Annotated in this window: 16 protein-coding genes; 5 read left to right on the forward strand and 11 right to left on the reverse strand. The window is 34.5% G+C overall.

Annotation, left to right across the window (positions count from 1 at the left end; genetic code table 11):
• Positions 1 to 130: 130 nt before the first annotated feature.
• On the forward strand, positions 131 to 1,171 hold the full coding sequence (locus H3T96_RS00580; protein WP_144091310.1) for an alpha/beta fold hydrolase: 1,041 nt from the start codon (positions 131 to 133) through the stop codon (positions 1,169 to 1,171).
• Positions 1,172 to 1,305: 134 nt separating this feature from the next.
• Here the strand turns inward: H3T96_RS00580 and galM are convergent, their stop codons facing one another.
• From galM to trmB, 8 genes are all read right to left on the reverse strand, one after another.
• Positions 1,306 to 2,310: a galactose-1-epimerase gene (galM, locus tag H3T96_RS00585; RefSeq protein WP_144091311.1), complete on the reverse strand. Its 1,005-nt coding sequence runs from the start codon at positions 2,308 to 2,310 to the stop codon at positions 1,306 to 1,308.
• Positions 2,301 to 3,458: a galactokinase gene (gene galK / locus H3T96_RS00590; protein ID WP_144091312.1), complete on the reverse strand. Its 1,158-nt coding sequence runs from the start codon at positions 3,456 to 3,458 to the stop codon at positions 2,301 to 2,303. Before galK ends, galM begins: the two co-directional genes overlap by 10 nt.
• Positions 3,459 to 4,508 (reverse strand): galactose-1-phosphate uridylyltransferase, encoded by a 1,050-nt coding sequence (galT, locus tag H3T96_RS00595; RefSeq protein WP_086326500.1) that lies wholly within the window; start codon positions 4,506 to 4,508, stop codon positions 3,459 to 3,461.
• A 50-nt stretch (positions 4,509 to 4,558) separates the two neighbouring features.
• Positions 4,559 to 5,575 (reverse strand): UDP-glucose 4-epimerase GalE, encoded by a 1,017-nt coding sequence (galE, locus tag H3T96_RS00600; protein ID WP_144091313.1) that lies wholly within the window; start codon positions 5,573 to 5,575, stop codon positions 4,559 to 4,561.
• Positions 5,576 to 5,618: 43 nt separating this feature from the next.
• Positions 5,619 to 6,893, reverse strand: coding sequence for an MFS transporter (locus H3T96_RS00605; protein WP_086326498.1), 1,275 nt, complete (start codon positions 6,891 to 6,893; stop codon positions 5,619 to 5,621).
• Positions 6,894 to 7,745: 852 nt separating this feature from the next.
• Entirely contained in the window at positions 7,746 to 8,906 is a 1,161-nt protein-coding gene (locus H3T96_RS00610) for a histidine-type phosphatase (protein ID WP_144091314.1), read from the reverse strand.
• Positions 8,903 to 9,628: an oxygen-insensitive NADPH nitroreductase gene (gene nfsA / locus H3T96_RS00615; protein ID WP_144091315.1), complete on the reverse strand. Its 726-nt coding sequence runs from the start codon at positions 9,626 to 9,628 to the stop codon at positions 8,903 to 8,905. The genes H3T96_RS00610 and nfsA overlap by 4 nt, the downstream gene beginning before the upstream one ends.
• A gap of 17 nt (positions 9,629 to 9,645) precedes the next feature.
• Positions 9,646 to 10,347: a tRNA (guanosine(46)-N7)-methyltransferase TrmB gene (gene trmB / locus H3T96_RS00620; RefSeq protein WP_144091316.1), complete on the reverse strand. Its 702-nt coding sequence runs from the start codon at positions 10,345 to 10,347 to the stop codon at positions 9,646 to 9,648.
• Positions 10,348 to 10,604: 257 nt separating this feature from the next.
• Here trmB and H3T96_RS00625 point away from each other — a divergent pair, with 257 nt between their 5' ends.
• Together H3T96_RS00625 and pth are read left to right on the forward strand one after the other, a co-directional pair.
• Positions 10,605 to 11,552, forward strand: coding sequence for a ribose-phosphate pyrophosphokinase (locus H3T96_RS00625; RefSeq protein ID WP_065738556.1), 948 nt, complete (start codon positions 10,605 to 10,607; stop codon positions 11,550 to 11,552).
• Between the two features lie 75 nt (positions 11,553 to 11,627).
• A complete protein-coding gene (pth, locus tag H3T96_RS00630) occupies positions 11,628 to 12,212 on the forward strand; it encodes an aminoacyl-tRNA hydrolase (RefSeq protein WP_144091317.1) in 585 nt (194 codons plus the stop codon).
• Positions 12,213 to 12,310: 98 nt separating this feature from the next.
• Here pth and H3T96_RS00635 read toward each other — a convergent pair whose 3' ends face one another.
• From H3T96_RS00635 to H3T96_RS00645, 3 genes are all read right to left on the reverse strand, one after another.
• Positions 12,311 to 12,778 (reverse strand): DUF3597 domain-containing protein, encoded by a 468-nt coding sequence (locus tag H3T96_RS00635; protein ID WP_144091318.1) that lies wholly within the window; start codon positions 12,776 to 12,778, stop codon positions 12,311 to 12,313.
• Between the two features lie 585 nt (positions 12,779 to 13,363).
• A complete protein-coding gene (uxuA, locus tag H3T96_RS00640) occupies positions 13,364 to 14,545 on the reverse strand; it encodes a mannonate dehydratase (protein WP_144091319.1) in 1,182 nt (393 codons plus the stop codon).
• 77 nt (positions 14,546 to 14,622) lie between these two features.
• Complete coding sequence (locus H3T96_RS00645; RefSeq protein WP_144091320.1) at positions 14,623 to 15,384, reverse strand: FCD domain-containing protein; 762 nt, start codon at positions 15,382 to 15,384, stop codon at positions 14,623 to 14,625.
• 280 nt (positions 15,385 to 15,664) lie between these two features.
• Here H3T96_RS00645 and H3T96_RS00650 point away from each other — a divergent pair, with 280 nt between their 5' ends.
• Both H3T96_RS00650 and H3T96_RS00655 read left to right on the forward strand, forming a co-directional pair.
• Entirely contained in the window at positions 15,665 to 17,134 is a 1,470-nt protein-coding gene (locus H3T96_RS00650; protein ID WP_144091321.1) for a mannitol dehydrogenase family protein, read from the forward strand.
• 841 nt (positions 17,135 to 17,975) lie between these two features.
• Positions 17,976 to 18,437 (forward strand): DUF721 domain-containing protein, encoded by a 462-nt coding sequence (locus tag H3T96_RS00655; RefSeq protein WP_144091322.1) that lies wholly within the window; start codon positions 17,976 to 17,978, stop codon positions 18,435 to 18,437.
• Positions 18,438 to 18,493: the final 56 nt, after the last annotated feature.

Raw genomic sequence — 18,493 nt, forward strand, 5'->3', positions numbered from 1 at the left:
TTAGTAAACTAGCCAAAAATCTTGTTTAAATTTAGCGGTAATCTAAAATAAAGTAATTGAATATTGTTAACTTTAGAAGTTATTGATTGAAATAAAGGATATTGAAGTGATTAGACTAATTAAAAGGAGTATGATAATTCTTTTGTTAATTTTACCCTATACAGGTAGTGCTAGTATGATCGAAAAAAGAGACCATTTGATCGGTTCTTGCTATTTAGATGAAAATATTTTTATCAGAGAAGTTAAATTAAAGAATAATAAACATAAACAAGAACCATTGTTATTAGTTCATGGTGCTCGAGTTGCAGGTATTGGTTCGTTTGATTTACCTGTTCAAGGGGGATCGTTAGCAGAAGATTTAGCTCAAGCTGGGTTTGATGTCTATATTATTGATTTACGAGGATATGGTAAATCTAGTCGTCCTAAAGAGATGTCTCGACCTGCAAGTGAATCTAAACCATTAGTCCGTACGCCCGCCGCAATTGATGATTTAAAGTGCGCTGTGAATCAAATATTAAAATGGACAGATTCCAAAAAAATAAATATTTTGGGTTGGGCTACAGGTGGTCATTGGGCTGCCGCCTATGCTGAGCAACATAGTGATAGTGTTAATAAGTTAATTATTTATAATTCATTATATGGTGCTGTTGACGATCATAAATTATTAGGTAAAGGCTCAGTATTTGAAGACAAATTAAATCCAAAACAATTCAATCACAGTATTGGTGGTTATCAATTAAATACTAAAGAAAGTTTGTTTCAGGCTTGGGATTTAAGTATCCCTATGGTTGAAAAAGATTTATGGCGGGATCCTTTAGTTGCTAATGCTTATGCTCAAGAGGCGATGAATTCTGATCCTGAATCTTTTTCTCATACACCTCCTCAATTTCGCTCACCAACAGGGGCAATGGCAGATAGTTTTGAATTAGCTATTGGCCAAAAGCAGTGGCAAGCCAAACATTTATTGATGCCGATATTAGTTATTTTCTCGCAAAATGACTTTTGGAGCCGTAAAGCGGATGCTTTAGCTATTGTTAATGAAGCTAAGCAAGCACATTTGGTAGAAATACCCGATGGCACACATTTTGTACATTTAGATCGTGCTGAAAAAGGGCGAAGTCTATTTGTTTCTTCTGTAATTGATTTTCTTAATTCAGATAAATCAATTTAAAGAGTTTGTTATTTTGTTTTAATTATAAAAATCCAATAACAATTCGCCCATATATATTGTTTTTAAGGCTAAAAAGCCTTTACTCTATTTTTTTATGGATGAACACTATGATCGTTCATCCGTAATTAGTTATCTCATAACTTATCTATCATAAACTGGTAACAAATTTGATGATGATAAGTTTGATTCGGTTCTAAAAAACAGCTAGGTTGTGGCCAATCGGGATGATTTGGACTATCTGGTAGAAACTGCGCTTCTAACGCGATACCCGCAAAATTATGATATTCACCATTATGCCTATTCGGCGTATGTTGTAAAAAGTTACCCGTATAGATTTGTAGTGCAGGTAGGGTTGTGGCCACATTCATCTTCACTTTCTTATCGGCAGATATTAAATGAGCAGCAATAGGTTGTGATTTATCTAATAAATAAGCATGATCATAACCACCGGTGATTTGCCTATCTGGGCTTTGGAGTAATTTATCAGAGATTAGCCTTGGTATGCGTAAATCCATATCGTTATGGCTAACGCTAACTAAATCACTGTATGGGATACCGTCGCGATCGACGGGTAAATAAAAGTCAGCATTCACTTGTAAGGTATGATTAAGGATATCTTTGCTAGTTTCTCCATCTAAATTAAAATAAGCATGATTGGTTAGATTGACTGGGGTTGTTTTGGTCGTGATAGCATTAAAAGAGATAATAACTTGATTGTCATCAGTGAGTTTATAGGTTACTTCGACCTTGAGCTCACCAGGGAACCCTTGATCTCCATCTGGTGAAATCAATGCAAAGGTGACCTGCTTGTCAGCTTGAGATTGGATGTGCCACAGTTGTTTATCAAACCCTAATTTGCCACCATGCAGTTGGTTTACTCCTTGATTTGCAGTCAGTGAGTAGCTTTTTTCGTTGACCTTGATGGTCGCGTTTGCAATTCGGTTAGCATATCGCCCAATGGTCGCGCCTAGATAAGCATCTTGCTGTGCATATTGTTCAAAAGTTTTACAACCAAGTAAGACTTCTCGATTTTGTCCTGCAACGGGTAGTTCACATGAAAGCCAAGTTGCTCCCCAGTTTGAGAGTTTAATGCTCATACCCTGTTTATTTGAAAGTGTAATAATCTGTTTTATAGGCATAAAGCGTGCACTCCTTTGCTTGGTTTGCAGATATAAAAATCTTCTTTGATACCAAATTTTTTAAAATAATTATCATTAACCACTGCTTTGATATCATCAACTTTATTTTTGGGTATGAGTGCGACAACACAACCGCCAAAACCACCACCTGTCATGCGTACGCCACCTTGATCGCCAAGTTTATTGTGAATTATCTCAACCAGATAATCAATGGCAGGCACAGTGATTTCAAAATCATCACGCATAGAGTTATGGCTTTGCGCCATAAGATTTGATAAAGATGTATAGTCGCTGTTTGCCAATGCTGAAGCGGCTTTTAAGGTACGTTCATTTTCAGTGATTATGTGACGAGCGCGTTTAAAAACAATAGGATCAAGCTTACTTTCAATTTGTTTCAATTCATCTAACGTTACATCGCGTAATGCTTTTACCCCAAGAGCTTTAGCTGCTGCTTCGCATTGTTGGCGACGACTATTGTATTCGCTATCGACTAAACCACGTTTGATATTTGAGTTAATAATTACTACTGCAAAATCTTCAGGTATTGAAACAGGGAATGCTTCTAACGATCGGCAATCAATCAATAAGGCATGTTGTGTTTGTCCAAGTGCGGAGATGAGTTGATCCATAATACCGCAATTACAACCAACAAATTGATTTTCAGCCTCTTGACCAATCAAAGCTAATTGGGTGCCATCTAATGGCAAATCATATAAAACTTGGAACATTTTAGCTACGGCAACTTCAAGGGATGCTGATGAGCTTAATCCCGCACCTTGTGGTACATCACCACTAATGGCGAGATCAACGCCATGAATATTATCAGTATGTTTTTTTAGATGTTTGACTACGCCGCGTACATAATTGGCCCATTGGTATTTTGGATGTTTTTCAATGGGAAAATCCAATGAAAATTCATCTTGCTCATTATTATAGTCAACCGCAATGACCCGAATCAGATTATCTGAACGTTTATGACAGCTGATTACTGTTTGATAATTAATAGCGCAAGGTAGTACAAATCCATCATTATAATCTGTATGTTCCCCGATTAAATTTACGCGGCCAGGCGCTTGTATCAACGTATCTGGTTTATAGCCAAATTTAGTTTCAAATGCTTGCGAAGTTTTATTAATTAATTCTTTCATCTATTTATCCTTTATATCTTTATAATGAACATCACTTACATTACGCAGTCTTTCGGCTGCCTGTTCTGGCGTTAAATCTCGTTGTACTTCGGCTAGCATTTCGTAACCGACCATAAATTTTTTGACTGTCGCTGAACGTAACAAAGGGGGATAAAAGTGAGCATGTACTTGCCAATAGTCATTTTTATTTTCCATAAATGGTGCGCCATGCCAACCCATTGAATAAGGAAAAGAGCAGCGAAATAAATTATCGTAACGACTGGTTAATTTTTTGAGTGCAATCGCTAAATCACTTTGTTGATCGCTTGTTAACTGGGTTAATTGTGGAATATGTGTTTTGGGTAACAGAAGTGTTTCAAATGGCCAGATTGCCCAAAAAGGAACCACCGCCAACCAATATTGAGTTTCAACGACAATTCGCTCACGATTTATGAGTTCTTTTTCAACATAATCAATTAATAGATTACGTTGATATTTTTCATAATAATTGCGCATATTGAGATCTTCGCGCACAATTTCGTTGGGTAAAAAACTATTTGCCCAAATTTGTCCATGCGGGTGAGGGTTAGAACACCCCATTACTGAACCTTTATTTTCGAACACTTGTACCCAAGGATATTTTTTACTTAATTCTTGTTGTTGAGCGATCCAGATTTTGATTACGCCTTCAATGGCAGATAAATCCAGTTCTGGCAAAGTTTTACTGTGATCTGGTGAAAAGCAGATAACACGGCTGGTGCCTTTAGCGCTTTGCATTTGAAACAGTGGATCATCGTTAACTGGTGAATTTGGCGTATCTTCCATTAACGCAGCAAAATCATTGGTAAATACAAATGTCCCTTTATAATCGGGATTGATATCACCCGTGACTCGCTGGTTACCTGCACACAAAAAACAAGTTGGATCGTGACTTGGTTTTTGCTCCTCATTTATCTCTTCTTGTTGTCCTTGCCAAGGGCGTTTTGCTCTATGTGGTGAAACAAGTACCCATTGATTGGTCAATGGATTATAACGACGATGAGGATGATCAACTGGGTTAAAAATATCCATTTTTTGCCTCTTCAATTATGATTTTGCTGCTATTATTTTCAAACTATAATTCAATCAGGATAACCTTGTGGATTATTAGATTGCCAATTCCATGAATCTTTTATCATATCATCAAGCGTGAGTTTGGTTTTCCAGCCTAATATTTGCTCGGCTTTGTTAGCATCGGCCCAGAAAGCGGGTAAATCACCTGCTCGGCGTGGTGCAAAATGCCAATTAAGTGGTTTACCAGAGGCTTTTTCAAAAGCTTTAATAACTTGTAAAACACTGTAGCCAACACCAGAACCTAAATTATAAATATGAATTCCAGCTTTATTTTGATCAGCTTTTAGAGCGGCAATGTGTCCGTCAGCCAAATCCACAACGTGAATAAAATCACGTACACAAGTGCCATCTTCTGTTGGATAATCATTGCCAAATACAGCGAGCGACTCTCGTTTACCCACTGCAACTTGAGTAATATAGGGCATCAGATTATTTGGAATGCCTAAAGGATCTTCACCCATTAAACCACTAGGATGAGCACCAACAGGGTTAAAATAGCGTAGCAGTGTTAGTGACCAATCAGGTTCGGCAACGGCTAAATCCATCATACATTGTTCTACCATAAGTTTACTTTTACCATATGGACTAGTAGGTAATCCTTGCGGTAACGTTTCAACATAAGGAACAGGTGCTAATTCACCGTAGACGGTGGCTGAAGAACTGAATACCAATTGTTTCACGCCAGCATCACGCATCGCTTTCATTAAAACAATGCTGCCATACACATTATTTTCATAATATTCAAGTGGTTTGTATACCGATTCACCAACAGCTTTTAAACCAGCAAAATGAATAACGGCTTTGATGTCATGTTCTTTAAAAATTGTGGCTAATAATTTTGCATCACATACATCTCCTTGGTAAAAGACAACAGGCTTCCCTGTGATCGTTTGTATTCTCTCTAATACTGATGCTTTACTATTGAATAAATTGTCAATAATAATTGGTGTATAGCCTGATTGAATTAGTTGGACACAAGTATGGCTACCTATATATCCACAACCACCCGTTACTAATATTTTCATCTAAATACCTTAATTTATGCTAATTATGTTTAGTGAATCTAGATTAATTACTTGATTCTTGATTTTTTGTATATTTAAAAACATCCCATGGTCCACGTCCTGATAACGTGAAAGACGAAATCAGTGTAAAACTAAATGCGATGAAGCCAAGGACTAAATAAGCTCCTTCAAAACCAATTTTAACATACATCAAACCCGCAAACGTAGACATAAACATGATAGATAATTGTTTTGCAAAACAAAATGCAATTAAGTAAACAGTTGCTGATAAGCGGATAGGGAAGTGCTTAGTGATATATTTAAAAGCGCCAACAAGTAATAATGGTGCTTCAAACATGTGTAATGTTTTTAATATTATTACTTCAACTGCGGTGCTAGCAAACGCTGAGCCAGTTATGCGAATTGACATGATTATACCCGCAATCAATAAGGTATTTTTACTGCCGATTTTCATTACAATTATTGGTGCAAAAAACATTACCGTAGCATTTAAAAATTCACCAAGTGTTGTGACATAACCAAATGCCTCACGACCAACTTGTTCACTAGAAAAGAACGAGGTAAAAAAGTTAGCAAACTGTTGGTCAAACACATCATAAGTACATGCCACACCAACGATATAAAGCATAAAGAACCATGTTTTACGCATGCTGAGTAAATCTAAAGCTTGTTTTATATTAAAAGGTTCAGGTTTATTTAATCCCATTTGCTCGACAACATCCGTTGTTGAAGTTCTTGCTGGATCAGCAATCTTGACTAAAACTAGAAGAATCAGGGCAAATCCAGAGCATAACCAATAAACAGCATTGACGTTTTTTGATATCATAATCCCAACAAATGAAGCACAAATTGCCCATCCAAAACAACCAAACATACGACTGCGACCAAATTCAAAACCGCTACGACGACTGATTTTTTCAACTAAAGCTTCTATAGATGGAGCCCCTCCACTAAATACCATGCCTAGATAAAATCCACCCACAATTGCGCCTAGTGTGACATTAAATTTGAGTAGGGGGCCAAATACGAAAATGAAGAATGGTCCAAACAATACTAATAGCAGGGTAATAATCCAAAGAAGATGCTTTTTTAATCCCAATTTATCTGAAATCAAGCCAAAAATAGGTTGGAAAACTAACGCAAATAGCGAAATAAATGAAAAAACGTATCCTGTACTTGCTTGGTCTAGTCCAATCATTTTTAACCAAACTGGAAAAAATGGGACATAGGCTCCCATAATAAAAAAGTAAAGGAAAAAGTAGAGGCTAAACACCCAATAATTCTTATTATGCAGTGATGACGTAATGTTTTGATTCATGATGAACTTCCTTTGTTGAGCTTTAAATGATTTGCATCATTTAGAAATCGTTTACACTTTTATTTATCTAAAAATTTATTGGTTTAAATTAATACTATCACTTTAAATATCCCAAAAAAGTGATCTAGTTAACATTTTATGAAATCGATTACATTTGATATTTTTCTATTATTTGTCAAAAAGTTTCAGGTTACACTAACGTTTCAGTATATTTTTATTTTATTTTTATTATTGTTTACGATAATAATAATCAAGACAGTAGGGATTTAATCAATAATTGCGCGAATCGAATAAATTTTTTAATTCTTTCGCATTTGGATTTGTACTAAAGAAAAGTAATTTATGAAACCGATTACAATAATTGATAGCAAAGGTATTTAATGGATTATCATTTATTAGATTGATTGCAAACTTTTTCAGGTTAAGATTAAAAATCGAATTAAAATCGTTGTGATATGGCTATACCCAATTTACTGTTGTACTTGTGATAGTTAATGATCTGATTCAACTAAATAGATGGACTTTTTCATCCTAATAACCAATAAGTTTTTTCTTAGTATTGTATTGAATCATAGTAAAAGCTAATTTTAAATTTGTGTTTATTTTATCTCATTTTTAAAAATAAACAGTTTTCAGTAAATATGCTGTGCATATTCTGTCCAAGTATGTTTTTGGGATTGGCTTATTGTTAGAAATCTTTTATTGGGGTATTTGGTTGGGTATTTTAACTTAATTATTGAAAAAAGTTAGAAGAGTAGGTGATTATATCTGCGGGTATTCACTCAGAAAAAAGAGCAAGTTTTCCACCGATGAGTGTCGATGGAAACTATTTCTTATAGAAAAACTAAATGACTACTCATTCTTGTCCAAACGTTTTGCAAAATCTGCCCAATCATAATAACCATCACAATTAACAGAAGCATTTTCCAACTGTAATTGATAATGTTGTGGTGGATTATTGATATCGATTGCCTGTCCGGTATAAAGTTGTTCAAAACTTTGATATACGTATTCGGCTTTAAAAAAGTATTTGCCAGATGACATATGGCGATAACGTTGGAAGATAACCATTCCTCCGATTGGGGTATTTTCACATTGGTTTGGTAATTGGTATGGTGTAAAATCTAAAGCACCAAGTAATGCTGCAATCGTGCTATCGTGACCAACAAGTAAATTTACCTTATGCTGTTTATTGTGCAGTAAATCATCAATCTTATTAATTAATAACCTACTAATGTGTTGAGCAATGGTTTTGGTATGAAATACTAAATCAATATAGTGGTTACGAATTTGTATTATTTGTTGCCATTGTTCTTGGCTGGTGATTTTGCCCCACGCAATCTGATCTTTTGGAAATGCAGAATAATATTGTAATAAGAAAGCATCAACAGCACAAATTCCGATAGCTAATGGGCCATGTAATTCAGGTTCTTCATTTTTCTTAAAATAGAGTTCATAAGGGATATCAGCAAAATCACATTGATATTGAGCATATAATTGTGAATGCGGATACTCCAATATATCTGAAACCATTTGATAAGCAGGCGCTAAATTTTTAAAAATTACCCCAGCTTTATCAGCCTCTTCAATATCGTTTAATACAGCTTGTTTTATTTCTGGAGAATCATCTTGCACACTTGGATCAAAAATCGGATCCATTTTTTCAATGGTATATTTGTGATGGATAGGAATATCATAACCCGCAAAAGCGCCATTAACCAAGAATTGGGCTGTAGCCACCGTTCTTTGAAGGCTGTTAGCATAAACATAGATATCTGGGTTTTCCGGTTCAATATTAATATTTTTTTGTTCAAGCCATTGTGATAGATAGTGTCCAAAGAAAGCTTCTAATACACCACCTCGTGTCGTTAAATAACCATAAGCATGATCCCAGCTAGGCCATTTTAATGGACTGGACTTTTCTAAAAATGCTAGTGTGTTTTGTAACGGAGTGCGGATACCGTGACGACTTAATATGACGACTTTGTCTAATTGGTATTGATTGTTGTTCATTTAGTTATCCATCCTTGTTTATGCAAATAATTTAAAATGAAATCTCGTTGCCCTTTGATAATTGTTTCTGCAATTTTATCACTCCAACCATTCGTTTTTTGATTAGTCAGTCGATGGCCATAGTATTGACGCATCTGAGTATCATATTGTGCTAATAATTGATGATTGATTGGTTGATAGTGATTTTCAAAGAAAACTAATTCTTTCGGTAATCTTGGTTTTATATCTGGATTTTGGTCAGGATAACCAATACAAAGCCCAAAAAGCGGAAGAACATATTTAGGTAAGGCAAGTAATTGTGTTACTTTCTCAATATTGTTGCGTAATCCCCCAATATAAACCGTGCCTAAACCTAATGATTCCGCCGCAATAACGGTATTTTGTGCCATAAAAGCCGTATCAATGCAACCCACTAAAAGTTGTTCTGCTTTTTCAAGAGGAATAGTTGGATCAATTTGAAAATGCCGATTAAAATCGGCACAGAATACCCAAAATTCAGAAGCTTGATTTATATAGCTTTGATCCCCTGAATAATGTGCTAGTTTTGAGCGATTCTCGCTATCAGTGATTCTAATTATTGTAGCGCATTGTAGAAAATTGGAGCTTGGAGCCGATTGTGCAGCTTGAACAAGTGATTCTATTTGCTCGTTGGTTAATGCCGTTGATTGGTAGGACCGAATTGAACGACGATGACAGATTAAATCAATTGTTTTATTTTGCATAATGACTCCTTGTTACGCTATTTTTTTCTGAACTGTAAATCCCAAACGCCATGCCCTAAATTTTGACCACGTTTTTCAAATTTGGTAATAGGGCGATCTTCGGGTCTTGGAATGTAGTCGCCTGTCGCTGATAAATTTTCAAAACCTTCAGCTTCGGTTAAAACCTCTAACATATGTTCAGCATAATTTTGCCAGTCGGTAGCTAAATGTAAAATACCGCCTTCTTTCAATTTTTGCCGAATTAATTGTACAAATTGTGGTTGAATAATGCGGCGTTTGTTGTGTCTTGCTTTATGCCATGGATCGGGAAAGAAAATTTGCACTTTATCTAATGAATGATTAGGGATCATGTTTTCTAAAACTTCTACCGCATCATGACACATGACTTTTAAATTAGATAATTGGTTTTCTTCAATAGCCATTAAACAAGCGCCAACACCTGGCTTATGAACTTCAATCCCCAGAAAGTTTTTATCCGGTGCATTTCGAGCCATTTCAACTAATGATGCCCCCATGCCGAATCCTATTTCTAAAACGACAGGTTTATTTTCATCAAAGCATATCGGTGAGTTTGAATGGTATTCAATACCAAATAGTGGCCATAAATTGTTTAATGCTTGTTCTTGACCTTTAGTTAAACGACCTTGTCGTAATACAAAACTTCGGATAGTTCTTTTGGATTTGATTTCTGGGTTATTGCTATTTAATTTTTCGTTCATCACGTTATCTACTTAGATTGTGGAATTTGGTAAAATTTATTAATGGATTTGTGTGTTAGTTTACTCGATTTTAGGTTCTCAGCCAAAGTATCTTAAAGGCAAATTTTTTTAATTCGCAATTTTGATATATATATCAAATATTTTTGTTAAATTTTTATATTATGGTTGAGCATAATAGATAAATAATTATATAATTATGGCTCCGATTTAACCGATTACGAATAAAGTAATCATAATAACATGCTTGAGGATTTCTCGTGCCTGATATGAAGCTTTTTGCTGGTAATGCCACACCCGAACTAGCAAAACGTATAGCTAATCGTCTTTATACTTCTCTTGGTGACATTGTCGTAGGCCGTTTTAGTGATGGTGAAGTAAATGTCCAAATTAATGAAAATGTCCGTGGTGAAGACGTTTTTATTATTCAATCAACTTGCGCGCCAACCAATGACAATTTAATGGAATTACTAGTAATGATTGATGCAATGCGTCGTGCATCTGCGGGTCGTATTACTGCTGTTATTCCATATTTTGGTTATGCGAGGCAAGATCGTCGAGTTCGTTCAGCTCGTGTGCCTATTACCGCTAAAGTGGTTGCTGACTTTTTATCAACCGTTGGTGTTGATAGAGTATTGACAGTCGATCTTCATGCTGAACAAATTCAAGGCTTCTTTGATGTGCCTGTTGATAACGTATTTGGTAGTCCAGTTATTTTAGAAGACATGTTGCAACGTGATTTTGAACGCCCAATTGTGGTATCACCTGATATTGGCGGTGTTGTTCGTGCGCGTGCGATTGCAAAACTTTTAAATGATACAGACATGGCCATCATTGACAAACGTCGTCAACGTGCTAATGAAGCAGAAGTGATGAATATTATTGGTGATGTTGCTGATAGAGATTGTATCTTAGTTGATGATATGATTGATACCGCAGGTACACTTTGTAAAGCGGCCGATGCTTTGAAAGCGCGCGGAGCTAAAAGAGTGTATGCTTATGCAACGCATCCAATTTTTTCAGGCAAAGCCGTCAGTAACATTAAAAACAGTGCTATTGATGAAATTGTTGTTTGTGACACAATTCCATTAACTGCTGAAGTTAAAGCATTGAAAAATGTGCGCCAATTAACTTTATCAGGTATGCTTGCTGAGGCAATTCGTCGCATCAGCAATGAAGAATCAATTTCAGCAATGTTTCATTACTAATTGATTTTAGCATTATGGTTACTAGCCCCTTTTTGGGGCTTTTTCACTTATAGCAACACATATTATCGAATTATCATGACAACTATTAAACTTATTGTAGGACTTGCTAATCCAGGCAATGAATATGCTGCAACTCGCCATAATGCGGGTGCGTGGTTTGTTGATCAATTGGCAGAACGATATCATCAATCATTAAAAAATGAACCCAAATTTTTTGGTTACAGTTCAAGAATAACTCTTTCTGGTCATGATGTACGTTTATTAGTGCCAACAACCTTTATGAATTTAAGCGGTAAAGCAGTGCAGGCTATGGCTACATTTTATCAGATTAAACCAGAAGAAATTCTTGTTGCACATGATGAACTTGATATTAATCCAGGTATTGCTAAATTCAAATTTGGTGGCAGCCATGGTGGGCATAATGGTTTGAAAGATATTGCCAGTAAATTAGGTAATAATTTGAATTTTTATCGCTTAAGAATCGGTATCGGTCATCCTGGCGATAAAAATAAAGTGGTCAGCTATGTTTTAAACAAGCCATCTAAATCTGAACAAGAGTTGATTGATAAAGCGATTGATGAGTCAGTACGTTGTACTGAAATTTTATTATCTGATGGTATTGAAGCTGCGATGAATCGATTGCATGCTTTTAAAGCCTAGTAAATAGGCTTGATGATTATCTGACCGATAACATAGCATTTTTAATAAAAAATCCACCTATAATAGCAGGTGGATTTAGCGTACTTTTGTCTTCATTTTTAAGAGAAAAGGTGAGTTACATTCCCGCCTTTTTCTGCAATTTTTTTCATTACAGCTTTAATTAACCATGTATTCATGGCTGCTGTGTCATCGGTACTCCCTGTATAATCAAGTTCTTTAGCTAATTTTTTACGCGCATCTAAACTGTTATCTAAGCCTAAAAGTTTTAAAAGATCAACAATTGATGTCTTCCAGTTTAGTTTTTCAGGGAATTTTTTAGCTAAGCCTTCAAGAATTGCCATAACATCAACATTTGATGCTGGTGTTTGGTTTCCTGTACTTTGTTGATTGGTTTGGTTTTGTTGATTCTGCTGGTTCTGTTGATTTTGATCCTGACCAGTTGATGCTGTATCTTTGTTATTACCGGTAATATTATTGACTTGATTTTTTACAGCATCGGTAACATTACCTACTGCTGCTTGTGCACTTGGAAATATTTTAGAAAAAATACTATTTAAGATACCCATATTACACCTCTTATGTTTAAACTGCTTTTGAAAAGACTGCTTAACGATATAGATGTAGATAATATCGTTATTAATATAACGCGGAATGGGAGGAAAAGTCAAAACAGTAAAATTTTGATAGCATTTTATAATTTAAAAGTTAGGTTCATGATTTTCTCTAATCATCTTTAATAATAAGATTATTTTAAATATTACTTAGCGTTTTTAATAATTATTTTGCTTTTATACATTCAATTTAACTTTTTTAAATAGTATTTCTATTGAATTGGTTATATTAGTTTTTTAACCATATTATAAAAATAGGCAATTTTAAATATTATAAGATTGATTTGATTATTTGACTGATTAAAATTGTTTATTGACTAACAGATTAAATTTAAAAAATTAAATTACTGCTGTAAATTATTATTTGCGTCGTGTTAAATGCCGCAGGATCATTACCTTGATTAATACAGCATTTGTATGCAGTATAGAGGATTCTTAATTATATATATCTAGATGCAATACATAACTAGACTTTATTCATTATTATGAAAAAAAAACACCCATTTAAAATGGGAGTTTTTTTATATAGAGAAATAGATATTATTCAAAAAATGCACGCTTAATGGCATATTCAATACCACGAATTTCTGCTAAACCGCGTAAGCGACCTATACACGAATAACCTGGATTGGTTTTCTTTTTAAGATCATCTAACATTTGGTGTCCATGATCTGGACGAACGGGAATAGAACGTTTAATTCCTGCTTGTTTACGGCGCTGTTCTTCAGTAACGAGTGCTTTGATTACTGCATACATATCCACATCACCACCCAAATGGTCACCTTCGTGGAAAGAAAGTGGGTTTTGTTCGCGAACCGTTGCACGTAAGTGAATAAAATGAACACGGTCAGCAAATTTTTCAGCCATTATGGCTAAATCATTATCATCTCGCACACCGTAAGAACCGGTGCAAAAGCAAAATCCATTGTGAATACTATCTACCGTATCTTTGATCCATTGCATATCTTCGATGGTTGATACAATACGCGGTAAACCTAAAATTGGTCGAGGAGGATCATCTGGATGCACCGTTAATACCACACCTACTTCTTCAGCAACGGGCACAATAGCTTTTAAAAAGTAAGCGTAATTTTCGCGTAATTTGGCCTTATCGATGCCATCATACGTCGCCAAATGTGCTCTAAATTGTTCCAAAGAATAGCCTTCTTCTGCCCCAGGTAAACCTGCAATGATATTAGCAATTAGTTTGTCTTTATCTGCTTGAGTCATTTTCTCAAAATAAGCTTTTGCTAAATCGATATCTTCTTTTGAGTAATCTTTTTCGGCATTAATTCTTTCTAAAATATAAAGGTCAAATGCGGCAAATGCAGTTTGATCGAAACGTAAAGCTTTTGAACCGTCTGGTAGCTCATAAGCAAGATCGGTGCGAGTCCAATCTAACACAGGCATAAAATTGTAACAAACAGTATCAATGCCACAAGCTGCTAGATTACGAATTGATTGCTGGTAATTTGCGATATGCTGTTTAACCTTTCCTGAATGCGTTTTGATCTCTTCATGAACAGGAATACTTTCAACAACAGACCATGTTAATCCTTTTTCTTCAATAATTGCTTTTCGTTTTTGTATTTCTTCAACTGTCCATATTTCGCCATTTGGAATATGGTGCAAAGCTGTAACAATTCCAGTTGCTCCTGCCTGTTTGATATCATCTAGTGATACTGGGTCATTTGGTCCAAACCAACGCATCGTTTGTTCCATATAAATCTCCTCAATGATTTTTATTTACTTAATTTCCTAAACGAAAAGATCTATAAACAATGCTGATTTTTTATTGCCTATTGGTTAACAATATTAACTGGAATAGAATCAAATAAATAACCATCAAAATTTGGATCTTCACTATCAGAAACGGTCATTAATGTTTGTTTAACATTTTCTAAATGTTGCCACATAGCATGGCGTGCACCTATTGCATCTTTTACCTGCAATGCTTGCAGAATTTTTTCATGATCATAAAGCCACTTTTTTCGATAACTATGATCGGTAATGCGACTGTGTAATTGATCCCACATTTTGCTGGTAGAACGTTTTTGCCATAAATCATTTAATAAACTTTCAAGTATTGTGTTTTTCGTTGCTTTGGCAATTGCAATATGAAACATCTCATCAGCACTGTAGTCATCCAGAATGCCTTGTTCTAACATTTGACGTTCTTGTTCTAAAATAGCTCTAAGCTCTATGATATCGGATTTCAAAATTTGTGAAGCTGCAAAAGCGGCAATATTGCTTTCAATTAGTTGCCTTGCTTGTAATAATTCAAATGGTCCAAAATCATTTTCTTCTATTTTTTTATCTTGTTCTGACAAAGTTTCATTTGGTAAACCAATTACATATACACCAGAGCCTTTTTTTACTGTAACTAAATTTTCAAGTTCTAGCATAATGAGTGCTTCGCGCACAACCGTTCTACTTACATTAAATCCGTCAGCGATATCGCGCTCGGGTGGTAATCGATCACCAATTTTATAAGTACCATTTTTTAATAATGATTTCAGCTCATTACCAATTTCTTGATAGAGCCGATTAATCGTTGGCATTATTTTTAATCCCCATTCTAATTTTGGTTATATTGCGTCAATTATAAGCTAATTGTTATGAGTACTATAAGTCAATTATGATTTAACTACGTTTATTTCGATAATTGGTATGCCAATATATTTTAGTATTATTAAATATTTTCAAAAATAGTGCATATTAAATAAACCAAAAAATGTGATTATGATCACAAAAAATAAAAATTGAAGATGAAAAGATTATCTATAAGTGAAAATATGTCTAACCAATATAGTATTTAATTTGTTAATTATGGTGAGTAGAATGTTAAATTTATCAAATATCCCACAATCAATTGAACATAAACCTTCCTATGACAGAAAAAAAATGATTTCACGCATAGTTCATTTAGGATTTGGTGCGTTTCATCGTGCACATCAAGCATTGTTTATGGATCGCTTACTGAATAAAGGAACAAGTGACTGGGGAATTTGTGAGGTTAATATTGTTGGTGGTGAAGAGTTAATTCATGATATTCGTCAGCAAGATCATTTGTACACCGTATTAGAAAAAGGAGCTACAACAAAACAAGCATTTATTATTGGTAGTGTAAAAGAGTCGCTTTTGGCATCTACCGACGGCATTGATGCAATTTTAGAAAAAATGGCCGATAGTGTGGTAGAAATTGTGTCTTTAACCGTAACCGAAAAAGGTTACTGTATGCGACCAGGTGGTGGTGACTTAGATTTAGATAATCCTCTGATTAAAGCGGATTTAGCCAATCCATCTAAACCTATGTCTGCCCCAGGTGTTATTGTTGAAGCACTTTATAGAAGAATGCAAAGAGGAATAAAACCATTTACCGCATTATCCTGCGATAATATCCCAGAAAATGGGGTTGTTTTGAAAAAAGCGATATTAGGTTTAGCAAAAGCGCGAGATGCAAAATTAGCACAATGGATTGAGGTCAATACAACGTTTCCATGTACAATGGTCGATCGTATTGTGCCTGCAGCAACATCTGAAACTTTAGCAGAGATCAAAAATACCTTAGCAGGCATGACTGATCCATGTGGTATTGCCTGTGAACCTTTTATTCAATGGGTTATTGAAGATAATTTTGTTACTGGTCGCCCTAATTGGGATGAAGTTGGGGCTGAGTTTGTCGATGATGTGGTTCCCTATGAAGAGATGAAACTACGTATGCTAAATGGCAGTCATTCTTTTTTAGCCTATCTAGGTTACTTAGCAGGGTATGAACATATTAATGATTGTATGAATGACCACAATTATAAAAAAGCAACACTAGCACTGATGATGCAACAACAAGCACCTACACTACATGTCCCTTCACAGGTAAATCTATCACACTATGCTGAGCAACTTATTGAAAGATTTAGTAACCCTTCATTGAAACATAGAACGTGGCAGATTGCTATGGATGGTACTCAAAAATTACCACAACGTATGCTTGATTCTGTGCGTTGGCATATTCAAAACAATTCCGATTTTTCATTACTTGCGTTAGGTGTAGCAGGTTGGATGCGTTATGTAGGCGGCATGGATGACAATCAAAATGATATTGATATACGCGATCCAATGTGTAATGAATTAAAAACACTTGTTGATTCAAGTGAAGATGGTCAAGAAAGAGTCACCGCATTATTGAGTTTGAATGCGGTGTTTGGTGATGATTTATCGAGTAATATGCAGTTTAAAGAGCATGTCACCAATCATTATCTTTCTTTAATGCAAAAAGGGGCAAAACAGACAATCTGTGATTTAGTGATTTAAAGTTGTCTAACGATCATAACAAACTGTTTAAATGATATTTTTTTACAAATAAATGAATGTCTAAGCAGTCTGGATAGTAAACGAACCAATTGATCACTTTTAGATTACTTTTAATGTGATAAAAATCAGATTAAATAATTTTTTTGATACTGAAGTAAGATAGAGATCAATTGGTGCAACCTGACTATAACTGTTTATAAATTATGAAATTTTATTATTAACGATTTTTAGAGCGGTAATCCAAAATTTATAATTTTTTGGGGGATGATGAACATTCTAGTTTAGATTGACTCATCCTAAAACTTTCAATTTTTATAAACAAAGTGTCACTGAGAAATTGTTAAAATTGTAACATTGATATGGAATGACAATACTGAGTTCAACGTGTAGGGTGGTAAAACTTATATTTGTTTATGCTTTTCTGTTAATACAAAATAAATAGTATTGTGCTAACGCTCAATTAACTTTATTCAGTAAATACAACGATGTTTATTTATAAGTAAACATAAACATAAGTCAGAGCAAAGTGACAACAATATTGAAATAAACTTGTGGCTTTATTAAGTGGCATGATAGATACTTTATATAAGTCAATAATCCATATAAAAATACTTCTATATTCAACTGGATAATTAATTCATTGAATATCCTATCATTTGATATATTGGACAAAATATCGTAGTGAGATACTATTGTTTTTCAATAAAAAAATAATAAACTGTAAATGTCTTTTTTAAGTAAGACTTTTTTATTTAAATAAGGTAAATTAATGCTACTTATTTTGCATGATGTGTAATTCGTTGACTATTATTTTATTCGGAAATAAAGGTAAGTATCAAATATGCGTTATAATGAGCCACAGATGTTAACATCAATTTTGTCTCAACAAACTTGTTTATCCGAGATAAAAGAGAAAACATTTGCATTGAATAAATTGGCTGATGTGATTAATGAGTTATTGCCATCTTTGTTAAGGCAGCAATATAGAATTGCTAATTATCGTCAAGGTGTTCTTGTCCTTGAAGTAAGTTCAGCCAGTTGGTTAACCAGATTAAGATACGAACAAAGTAATTTGTTATCTGGAATACGAAAGCAAATATTACCATCCTTATCTTCAATTCAATATAAAATTAATCCAGACATTTCCAGTCAACATGCAAAAATGATTAATGATTCATCAAAAAGTGTTACAATTACGCGAGCTTTAAGTCCCCAAAGTGCCATATATTTGTCTGCTTTGGCAGAAAGTGCACCCGATAAACTAAAAAAGCAATTGATTAAACTTGCTAACCATGCAAAATAAGTAAAATAATTGAACAATAGTTTATAAAGTTTTATAACGAAAAGATACAAGGAGTG

This window comes from Gilliamella sp. W8136, assembly GCF_016101285.1.
Taxonomy (GTDB): Bacteria; Pseudomonadota; Gammaproteobacteria; order Enterobacterales; family Orbaceae; genus Gilliamella; species Gilliamella apicola_N.

Coding starts and splice junctions, on each gene's coding strand:
- H3T96_RS00580 (WP_144091310.1), top strand. CDS start 131: ATGATAATTCTTTTGTTAATTTTACCCTATACAGGTAGTGCTAGTATG.
- galM (WP_144091311.1), bottom strand. CDS start 2,310: ATGCCTATAAAACAGATTATTACACTTTCAAATAAACAGGGTATGAGC.
- galK (WP_144091312.1), bottom strand. CDS start 3,458: ATGAAAGAATTAATTAATAAAACTTCGCAAGCATTTGAAACTAAATTT.
- galT (WP_086326500.1), bottom strand. CDS start 4,508: ATGGATATTTTTAACCCAGTTGATCATCCTCATCGTCGTTATAATCCA.
- galE (WP_144091313.1), bottom strand. CDS start 5,575: ATGAAAATATTAGTAACGGGTGGTTGTGGATATATAGGTAGCCATACT.
- H3T96_RS00605 (WP_086326498.1), bottom strand. CDS start 6,893: ATGAATCAAAACATTACGTCATCACTGCATAATAAGAATTATTGGGTG.
- H3T96_RS00610 (WP_144091314.1), bottom strand. CDS start 8,906: ATGAACAACAATCAATACCAATTAGACAAAGTCGTCATATTAAGTCGT.
- nfsA (WP_144091315.1), bottom strand. CDS start 9,628: ATGCAAAATAAAACAATTGATTTAATCTGTCATCGTCGTTCAATTCGG.
- trmB (WP_144091316.1), bottom strand. CDS start 10,347: ATGAACGAAAAATTAAATAGCAATAACCCAGAAATCAAATCCAAAAGA.
- pth (WP_144091317.1), top strand. CDS start 11,628: ATGACAACTATTAAACTTATTGTAGGACTTGCTAATCCAGGCAATGAA.
- H3T96_RS00635 (WP_144091318.1), bottom strand. CDS start 12,778: ATGGGTATCTTAAATAGTATTTTTTCTAAAATATTTCCAAGTGCACAA.
- uxuA (WP_144091319.1), bottom strand. CDS start 14,545: ATGGAACAAACGATGCGTTGGTTTGGACCAAATGACCCAGTATCACTA.
- H3T96_RS00645 (WP_144091320.1), bottom strand. CDS start 15,384: ATGCCAACGATTAATCGGCTCTATCAAGAAATTGGTAATGAGCTGAAA.
- H3T96_RS00650 (WP_144091321.1), top strand. CDS start 15,665: ATGTTAAATTTATCAAATATCCCACAATCAATTGAACATAAACCTTCC.
- H3T96_RS00655 (WP_144091322.1), top strand. CDS start 17,976: ATGCGTTATAATGAGCCACAGATGTTAACATCAATTTTGTCTCAACAA.